The sequence below is a fragment of the Paenibacillus sp. ACRRY genome (assembly GCF_022346995.1).
Lineage (GTDB): Bacteria > Bacillota > Bacilli > Paenibacillales > Paenibacillaceae > Paenibacillus.
In genome coordinates, this window is the sequence record NZ_JAKRNM010000023.1 from 22794 (window position 1) to 31955 (window position 9162).

General features: G+C 48.8%; 9 protein-coding genes. 4 read left to right on the forward strand and 5 right to left on the reverse strand.

What is annotated here, in order from left to right; genetic code table 11:
• Window positions 1-1119 (forward strand): GerAB/ArcD/ProY family transporter, encoded by a 1119-nt coding sequence (locus tag MH144_RS30335; protein ID WP_239305854.1) that lies wholly within the window; start codon window positions 1-3, stop codon window positions 1117-1119.
• 59 nt (window positions 1120-1178) lie between these two features.
• Here the strand turns inward: MH144_RS30335 and bcp are convergent, their stop codons facing one another.
• From bcp to MH144_RS30355, 4 genes are read right to left on the reverse strand one after another with little or no spacing between them, the layout of a single operon-like run.
• Window positions 1179-1643: a thioredoxin-dependent thiol peroxidase gene (bcp, locus tag MH144_RS30340; protein ID WP_239305855.1), complete on the reverse strand. Its 465-nt coding sequence runs from the start codon at window positions 1641-1643 to the stop codon at window positions 1179-1181.
• A gap of 49 nt (window positions 1644-1692) precedes the next feature.
• Window positions 1693-2478, reverse strand: coding sequence for an ABC transporter permease (locus tag MH144_RS30345; protein WP_239305856.1), 786 nt, complete (start codon window positions 2476-2478; stop codon window positions 1693-1695).
• Between the two features lie 4 nt (window positions 2479-2482).
• Entirely contained in the window at window positions 2483-3277 is a 795-nt protein-coding gene (locus MH144_RS30350; protein ID WP_193724882.1) for an ABC transporter permease, read from the reverse strand.
• A complete protein-coding gene (locus MH144_RS30355) occupies window positions 3278-4324 on the reverse strand; it encodes an ABC transporter ATP-binding protein (RefSeq protein ID WP_239305857.1) in 1047 nt (348 codons plus the stop codon). It lies immediately after the preceding gene.
• Between the two features lie 212 nt (window positions 4325-4536).
• Between MH144_RS30355 and MH144_RS30360 the strand changes: the two genes are divergently transcribed.
• Window positions 4537-5580: an LCP family protein gene (locus MH144_RS30360; RefSeq protein ID WP_239305858.1), complete on the forward strand. Its 1044-nt coding sequence runs from the start codon at window positions 4537-4539 to the stop codon at window positions 5578-5580.
• 95 nt (window positions 5581-5675) lie between these two features.
• A complete protein-coding gene (locus tag MH144_RS30365) occupies window positions 5676-6995 on the forward strand; it encodes a glutamate-1-semialdehyde 2,1-aminomutase (protein WP_239305859.1) in 1320 nt (439 codons plus the stop codon).
• A gap of 88 nt (window positions 6996-7083) precedes the next feature.
• On the opposite strand, the gene MH144_RS30370 is transcribed toward MH144_RS30365, so the two are convergent.
• The gene (locus tag MH144_RS30370; protein ID WP_239305860.1) at window positions 7084-8487 is read right to left on the reverse strand and encodes an aminotransferase-like domain-containing protein; all 1404 of its coding nucleotides are present in this window, start codon (window positions 8485-8487) and stop codon (window positions 7084-7086) included.
• Window positions 8488-8636: 149 nt separating this feature from the next.
• Here MH144_RS30370 and MH144_RS30375 point away from each other — a divergent pair.
• Window positions 8637-9162 (forward strand): DMT family transporter (locus MH144_RS30375; RefSeq protein ID WP_239305863.1); only part of this gene is annotated, 526 nt, incomplete at its 3' end.

Sequence of the window (9162 nt, forward strand, 5' to 3'; positions counted from 1 at the left end):
ATGCTGATTAAAGATCGCCTTACGGTACGGCAATTCACCCTACTGATCTTCCTGACGATGGTCGGGGACATGATTCTCATATATCCATCCCTGGTCACGGCACATGGCAAACAGGATGCATGGATATCCTCCCTGCTCAGTCAACCAATTGGTCTTGTAATGATGTGGATTCTATTCAGACTGTATCGTACGCATCCCGAATTGTCCCTGATTGAAATCTGCAAAAAATTACTCGGTCCATGGCTTGGTTCCATTCTGGCTGCCGGATATCTGTGCTATTTCATCATGGGTTCTGCCATATGTCTCCGTGAAGTGGGAGACTTTATGACAACACAGATCTATCTTCAGACCCCCATCCGTGTCATTCTGACTCTGTTCCTATGCCCCATGGTGTGGGGGATTATACACGGGCTCAGGACCATGGGGACAAGCAGTGAACTCCTTGCTCCCATCGTGGTTGTCTTCATGATCTTTCTGCTACTGGGTCTGCTTCCACAAGTAGAACCTGCTAAACTCCAGCCCATTCTGGATACTCCCTGGATGAGTCTGCTCCATAGCACTATTAGAGGAGCCTTCTCATCCTTCGGCGAGTTAATTGTGCTATCCATGTTCCTTCCTTATGTGACAAGCGCATCTCATCTTAAACGGGATATGCTGCTTGCAACGCTTGGAGGGGGGATTCTGTTAACTATGCTTGAGCTCGTTTCGCTCATGATATTCGGTCCAATTCTTACGCAGCATGGTTTCTATATCTCCTATTCTCTGGCTCAAAAAATCAATATCGGTAACTTTTTCGAACGAATCGAAGCATTGATGGCCATCTCCTGGCTAATCTCGACCTATTTCAAGAGTATGCTGTATATGTTCGGTTTTGTTCTGGGAATCGCCCAGTTATTCGAGTTGAAAGCTTATAAACCCCTCATCCTGCCCTCGGCCTTGCTGATGTTTGCTGCAGCGGTTCTGATTGGTCCCAATATCATCTTCTATACCAATACCGTCATGCCCGCATGGCTCGACTGGAATGTGACTGTCAGCCTGATCATTCCGCTCTTCCTGCTGCTCGTTCATTGGCTCCGCTTCCATAGAAAAAACCGGCCCACCAAACGTGTAACCTCGTAAAAAAGGCAGTGTCCACGGGTATATCCGAGAACACTGCCTTCGTTGATGTTGGATGCTTATTACAGGGACTTTACCGTCTCCAAAGCGGATTCAATATGTCCTTTGACTCTGACTTTGGACCATTCCTTGATTAGCTTTCCCTCTTCATCGATGAGGAATGTGGAACGGACAATGCCCATGTATTCCTTGCCGTACAACTTCTTAAGCTGCCACACCCCATATTGCTCGGCAACCTGATGTTCTTCATCCGATAACAGGGTGAACGGCAATCCGTATTTGGCGATAAATTTATCATGCCTGTTCATCGGATCCGTGCTAATGCCCAATATAACCGTGTTTAACCCCTTAAACTCCTCATGGCGATCCCGAAAATCGCATGCCTCCTGTGTACAGGACGAAGTCATATCCTTGGGATAAAAATAGATCAGTACCCGCTGTCCACGGTAATCGGAGAGCTTCACCGTCTCCCCGGTGCTCGCCGGAAGTTCAAAATCCGGAGCAAGCTTGCCTTCAGTTAATGTCATCTCTCTCTCTTCCTCCTTCGTCTTAGCCTCTATTTCAATAGGCTTCTCTCTATGAACCCGCACCACGGTAGCGTTTCACACCGTAGTTCCACAGTGTAAGTCCGACTGTCCCGAAGACCAGTCCCATCACCGGCGTCAGGAGCGCCATACGATGCATCTCCGACCGATCCAAAAACAATGCTGCTGGATAGATCCCGACAAAGGCAAACGGAATGACCCAGGTTAACAGTACCTGAATGGCACGATTGTAGATCGTTACCGGATAACGTCCATAGCCCTGAATGTTGTACATCAATGGAAGAATGCCTGTCGGTGCATCCGAGTAGAAGGACAGCGACGTCAGTGTGGTATAGATCCCCGTGTAGATTAACACAGAGCTTAGCGCCAGAATGATTAGCGCCGGAATATGCCACCATTCCAGGACAAGTCCCATTTCTGCCCCGCTAAAAATCATGATAATCAGTCCGATAAACGAACCCACAAGTGCAGGCGGGTCCACATTTTCGAGCAATATCTGAAACAGGTTATGCGCCGGACGTGTCAGAATTCGGTCCATCTCACCCTTAACAATATACCGCTCGCTGAACCCCCAGAGATTGATAAAACAGCTGAAGATGCCGTAGGGCACCATGAAATAACCATATACAAACAGGACTTCACTTTCACTCCAGCCCCCGAGGTTATCCGTGTGGCGGAAAACAACAAAGATAAAGATCAGATTCGTTGCCTGGAACAGCAGATCCGAAATGATCTCGACCCAAAAATCGGCACGATACGTCAGCCGTGTTTTCATGTAGTTTTTTAAATATTCCCCAATTAGACCTAAGTAGTACATGCTGTTAACCCCCTTGCACGAACAGACGCTTGCGCGCCTGACGCCAGATCAGCATCATTGGAACGAGCAGGATGACAAACCAGAGCACCTGAATTCCGAGTACACTCCAAATGCCGGTGCCTTCCACTCTTCCCGTAAATACGGAACCTGGCAGATACGTGATGGCCTGAAAAGGCAATACCTTCATGATCGCGGACATCCAGTCCGGATAGAGGCTAATCGGAATGATGAGACCGGAGAACAAATCGACCACGACCCGTTTCATGCGCATCATGCCTTCGTTATTTTCCACAAAGAACGCTGCCAGTCCCGTAATGACATTAATCTGGGAGTTAATGAGGAAACTGAAGAACAGCATGACAAGAAATCCGATCCACGCTGAAGGCGCAGTAGGCAGTTCAACCGGGAACAGCAGGATCGCGATGAGCATGCCTGGAATCATAAGCAGCAGAAAACGGAAAACGCCCTCGCCGAGACCCTGCATCATTTTGACCATAACGTAATTGATTGGCCTTATAAATTGAATCGCAATGGATCCATCACGGATATCTGCGGCAATTTCACGGTCCAGGTTGTTAAAATAAAATGCACGCGCCATCCAGGAGACCGCCACATACGTGGTCATCTGAGCTGCCGTAAACCCACCCAGTTCTCCGCTGCCACCGTAAATGGCTTGCCATGTAAAGTAATACACGCCGATATTCAGCGTATATATCAAAATGCCGGAATAATAATTCACCCGGTACGCCAGCATCGTTAGAAACCGGATTCGCATAAAATCAAAAAATGCACTATTCATCTAGGATACACCCACCGCTTCTTTCCCTGCTCCCACAATCTCGGGTCGCTCGGCAGAACCGGATTGGTAGATACTCCGTACAATCTCATCGGTATTAATCTCAATAATCTGAATATCCGTAATATCAGCCTGTCCCACCACACGACCAAGTACATCGGACACATTGAGTTCCAGCGGAATCCAGACGGATGCGGACAACTCGTTCTCTACCGTCCAGCGTACGGGCATGGCGGCAGTCCATTCCTGCATCTGTGCTATGGTGTGGCCCGTGCCGAATTTGAAGCGAATTTCCCGTTCCTTGCCCCATTGGGATTTCAAGTGGTCCAGACCGCCATCATAGATGATATTCCCGGCATCGAGCATGATCACTCTTGAACACAGTGCTTCGATATCCTGCAGATCGTGTGTCGTCAGCAAAATGGTTGTTCCGTGTTCCTTGTTCATGTCTTTCAGGAATTCTCGGATTTCCGACTTGACGACAATGTCCAGACCAATGGTTGGCTCATCCAGAAAAACAATATCGGGATTGTGAAGCAATGCGGCCACCAGTTCGCAGCGCATTCGCTGCCCGAGACTGAGCTTGCGCACCGGACGATTCAGCAGATCCTGCAGCTGCAGCCGTTCAACCAGTTCATCCAGCCGTTTGCGGAAATCGGATTCGTCCACACGATATACCTTGCGCAGCAGATGGAATGATTCAATCACGCCAATGTCCCACCACAGCTGGCTTCGCTGACCAAATACGACACCGATATTCTGTACAAATTTCTCCCGTTCCTGGTACGGAACATATCCACCAACCGATATATGCCCTGAAGTAGGCACCAAAATGCCGGTCAACATCTTGATCGTTGTTGATTTACCGGCACCGTTCTCTCCAATATATCCGCATATTTCACCCTGCGGAATCTGAAACGAAATATCGTTCACAGCCAATACTTCCTGGTATTGACGTTTAAACAGATCTTGAAATGCGCCCTTCAGTCCACCCCGACTTTTCTGGACGCTAAACGACTTACGCAAATCTTTGACATCAATCGCCAGCATGATTATACCTCACTTGGATTTTGTTGAAATTGCTTGTAGCCCAAAAAGAAATTATAATGGTATCAGTCAAAATTCAGCAAGCTTTTAAAATAGCTGAAGCTGCGTCCTCTGACTGCTGTTTGGAAGAGACGTGCACGGAAGGCTTTAGGCTACGTTACCACGGCAACTCGAACTCGTTTTTTATTTTATCTCAAATACAAAGGAGAGCTAGCATGACCAGAAAGACGAAGAGAACCATTTGGATTTCTCTTGCCGCCTTTGTTCTGATCGTTGGAGGCGCAGCGGCATTTTATTTCGGTTCTATTCTCAATCAGTTGAATGGCTTGCAGAAGGAAGGCGACGAATCTCCGTTCGCCAGTATTGAAAATGTCGAAAAAGTGAATACACCGGACCCTCCAAAGTGGGAAGGCACTGAAACAGTAAATATATTGGTTATGGGCGTTGATGCCCGTGGCCTCAAAGAAGGGGAAATTCCCCGTTCGGACAGCATGATGGTCGTATCACTCGACCCACTCACCAAAAAAATCAACTTGTTCTCCATTCTGCGAGACACTTACGTCGATATAGACGGATATGGCAAGGAGCGGATTAACACCGCTATTACCCATGGCCCCAATGCAGCAATGAAAGCAGCTGGCGACCTGCTGGGGATCCCTGTCCAGTATTATGTGTATACCGATTTCCAAGGATTCATCAAATTGGTGGATGCTGTTGGCGGTGTGGATTTTGACGTAGAGAAGGACATGCATTATACAAGCAAGGCAGACAATAACGAGTACGATATTGATCTGAAGAAAGGTTATCAGCATCTCGATGGTGAAACAGCACTGATGTACGTGCGTTTCCGTCATGATGCGATGTCTGACTTCGCTCGTTCCGAGCGTCAACGTGAATTCCTGAAAGCCGTAGCGGCGAAAATGCAATCCACAACAACCATTGCCAAGCTCCCTACCATTCTGGAGCAAGTTAACCCTTATGTGGACACAAACCTGACACTCTCGGATATGTGGAAATTGGGTGGACTTGGATATCAGAGCAGCATGAACGGCAGCGAACAAATTCCGCCGATGAACATGCTGAAGGAAGAGCGGACCGCAGGTGGAGCTCAAGTCCTGACGGTAACCAATGAAGAGAAATTGAAGCAGCATATCCAGGATATTATTCATCCGCCTGCTGAACCGGAAGACAGTACGACTGGAACCGAAGATAAAACAGCAAGCGGTGAAGACCAACAGTCGGAGCAGCCGGCTCAGTAAGTAAACACGCAGAGGGCAGCCATTATGCTGCCCTCTCGCTGTGTTGTGTTACGAAAAATTTGCAACCAAATTCATAGCCGAAAGGAAATAAACCCATGAACTCATCTCGTCCCCAATCCGAAATCTTATATAAAGAGGCACTTGAACATATTGTAGGCGGCGTAAACAGTCCCTCTCGCTCATTCAAAGCCGTTGGCGGAGGCGCACCCGTTTTTATGAAAAAGGCTCAAGGCGCGCACTTCTGGGATGTTGACGACAACCGCTACATCGATTATCTGGCAGCGTATGGCCCCATTGTAACCGGACATGCTCATCCTCATATTACCCAAGCCATTAGTGATGCAGCAGCGAACGGTGTGTTGTACGGTACACCAACCGAGCTTGAAATCAAGCTTGCCAAAATGCTGAAGGAAGCCATTCCTTCCATGGATAAGGTACGTTTTGTTAACTCCGGTACCGAGGCAGTGATGACTACCATCCGCGTGGCCCGCGCCTATACCAAACGCAATAAAATTGTAAAATTCGCCGGATGTTATCATGGTCATTCCGACCTGGTGCTGGTCGCTGCAGGTTCCGGCCCTTCCACACTCGGGATTCCGGATAGTGCAGGAATTCCAACCAGCATCGCACATGAAGTGATCACGGTTCCTTATAATGACCTGGATAGCCTGAAAGAAGCCCTGGAGCGCTGGGGTGATGATGTTGCAGCGGTAATGGTGGAACCCATTGTCGGAAACTTCGGCATGGTTATGCCAGAGCCAGGCTTCCTGGAAGGTTTGTGTACCATGACACGTGCCAATGGATCCCTTGTGATTTATGACGAAGTCATTACATCATTCCGTTTCCACTATGGTTCTACGCAAACGTATGCCGGTCTTGCCAATCATGCCGAGATTGAACCGGATCTGACTGCTCTCGGCAAAATCATCGGTGGCGGATTGCCAATCGGAGCTTATGGCGGACGCAAGCATGTCATGGAACAGGTTGCTCCACTCGGACCGGCCTACCAGGCCGGAACAATGGCCGGCAATCCTGCCTCCATCTCTGCGGGTATCGCATGTCTGGAAGTACTCCAGGGCGAAGGCGTGTATGAAGAAATGGAACGACTCGCTATTGATCTGACATCAGGTCTGCAGGCGTCTGCCGATCGTCATGGTATCGCACTGACGATTAACCGGATTCGTGGTGCTTTCTCCACACACTTCTGCGATCACCCGGTAACGAATTATGACCAAGCTCAAGATACAGACGGTGAACGGTTTGCCTCCTTCTTCCGGCATATGCTGAACCGCGGTATCAACCTTGCTCCATCGAAGTACGAAGCCTGGTTCCTGACTACGGCTCATACAGATGAGGACGTGCAGGCAACACTGGAAGCAGCTGAAGCCTCCTTCAAGGCGATGGCTCAAGAGTAGTTCTAAGATTTCTGTGAACCAGATAAGGCGTGCAATCAGGTTGAATATTCAGCTTGGCTGCACGCCTTTTTTTTCGGCCGCAAAAATATCACTTCATCTTGCCGCTTTGCAGCTTCACGATCTCTTCACGAATAATCCGCATGCCCTCCTCAATCCGCTGCTTCGGCACATTGGATATATTCAACCTCAGCATTTTATCCTGCTTCGTTCCCTCAGGGTAATAACGCTCGGTTGTACCGGCTATCACACCCCGTTCTTCCAGCCTTGATAACAACACGCCAAGCGGCATATTGCTGGCCAATGGCAGCACCGTGTGCTCCCCACCTGTTCGCGGAGCATCGGCAAAGGGACTGAACTCCGGATCGGCAGCCAGCTGCTCATGAACCTTCTGCATTCGGGCTGCATAACGACTTCGAATGACTTTGCCGTGATGTGCAAACATGCCATTGCGAATGTAAACCTCCAGCGCAGCCTGTGACAGCACCGAGGTGTCGATATCCAGCATTTTTTTGTGTCCCCCGAACGAAGGAGCAAGAGCCGCTGGAAGGACCGCTACACCGATGCGCAGGCCGGGAAATAGAATTTTGGAGTAGCTTTTCAAATAGATGACCCTGCCTACCGTATCGTAAGAAAATAGCGGGTCCTGTTTTGTATTTTCCTCCAGATCGGCTAAATAATCGTCCTCCACCAAGTACACGTCATATCGATCTGCCAGCTTGATTAATCTCTTCTTCTCGGCTAAGGTCATGGATGTCCCCAGCGGATTGTGAAAACGTGGCATGACGTAAAAGAATTTAATATCCCCCTCACCAAATTGCCTCTCCAGCGACTCCCAATCAAGACCTTCCAGCGTACGCCTTACTCCGGTAACGGGTACATTCAGGCCTTCCAACATGGATGGCATAAGATGATAGCTCGGAAGCTCGACCATAACACGTCTCTTGCCATTCGGAAAAGCCATCAGTGCCAGCACAGCTAGCGCCTGCTGCACGCCGGACGTAATAAAGAACTGTTCTGCTGGGGCAAACACCTGATAATCGGCGAATTGCCTCTGTAACAAATGGATTAGGGATGGCAGCCCTTGTTCCGTACCATACAGAAACAACTCCGCCTGATTGTTCTCCATCGCCTGATCGACACAATGACGAAAATCGGAATACGGAAATACACGGGGATCTGGAGCAGCAGAGGCGAAATCCAGCGGTTCTTTCCAGTCCACGTCCTCTGCACCCACTCCGTTCTGCACAGCGTAATATCCCGACTGAGGGATGGCATATACCAGATGTCGCTGCTCAAGCCATTGATAGGCACGAATTGCCGTGCTTACACTGCATTGATATTGTTCAGCCAGCACACGCACTGCTGGAAGTTTAATTCCCTTATCACTCCATTGCTGATGCCCCCGCTGCTGCAGCTGCTCCTGTATCCAATGCTGCAGCGACTCCGCAATTATTTCATATTTTTTCATATAGAGGATCTGTCCTTCCCACATAACTGTACCGGCACAATCTATACTTTTCATTATTGTACCACGACTGAACTGACAGTATATTGAATGAAGTAAATACCTTACAGCACATGACAACAAGACAGGTGTTTGCCAAGTCCAACCGAGATAATCAGGCTATATGGAGGAACAATATGAATACGACACGTACCCGGGCTTATGCCTATACCGCAGCCGTTATGTATGCGGCTATCATTGGTTTATCTTTTCTATTTGTCAAAATGACCGTCAATGTGGCACACCCGATGGATGTGCTTGCACATCGGTTTGCCTTATCCCTTCTCGTAGTCAGTATCCCGGTTGTCCTGGGATGGATCAAAATCCGGCTCACACTGGGGGATCTGTGGAGAATCATACCACTCGGTCTGCTCTCTCCGGTTTTGTTTTTTGCCTTTCAGGCATTTGGGTTGGTATCATCTAATTCATCCGAGGCTGGAATCATTCAGGCCATGGCCCCTGTCTTCACCCTTATTCTGGCTTCGGTATTCCTGAAAGAACGGACATCTGTGCTGCAAAAGCTATTCCTGCTTCTTTCTGTTGCCGGAGTAGTCTTCATCTTCCTGATGAAAGGCAGCGGAATGACTTCAGGTAATTTCAAAGGAATTGCTCTCCTGCTGCTCTCCACCGTTTGTTTTGCAGGGTATGGTGTGCTTGCCAGAC

What these genes read in the sequence shown, in the direction of transcription:
- MH144_RS30335 (WP_239305854.1), top strand. Translation starts at nt 1, where the DNA reads ATGCTGATTAAAGATCGCCTTACGGTACGGCAATTCACCCTACTGATC.
- MH144_RS30355 (WP_239305857.1), bottom strand. Translation starts at nt 4,324, where the DNA reads ATGCTGGCGATTGATGTCAAAGATTTGCGTAAGTCGTTTAGCGTCCAG.
- MH144_RS30370 (WP_239305860.1), bottom strand. Translation starts at nt 8,487, where the DNA reads ATGTGGGAAGGACAGATCCTCTATATGAAAAAATATGAAATAATTGCG.
- MH144_RS30350 (WP_193724882.1), bottom strand. Translation starts at nt 3,277, where the DNA reads ATGAATAGTGCATTTTTTGATTTTATGCGAATCCGGTTTCTAACGATG.
- MH144_RS30360 (WP_239305858.1), top strand. Translation starts at nt 4,537, where the DNA reads ATGACCAGAAAGACGAAGAGAACCATTTGGATTTCTCTTGCCGCCTTT.
- MH144_RS30365 (WP_239305859.1), top strand. Translation starts at nt 5,676, where the DNA reads ATGAACTCATCTCGTCCCCAATCCGAAATCTTATATAAAGAGGCACTT.
- bcp (WP_239305855.1), bottom strand. Translation starts at nt 1,643, where the DNA reads ATGACATTAACTGAAGGCAAGCTTGCTCCGGATTTTGAACTTCCGGCG.
- MH144_RS30345 (WP_239305856.1), bottom strand. Translation starts at nt 2,478, where the DNA reads ATGTACTACTTAGGTCTAATTGGGGAATATTTAAAAAACTACATGAAA.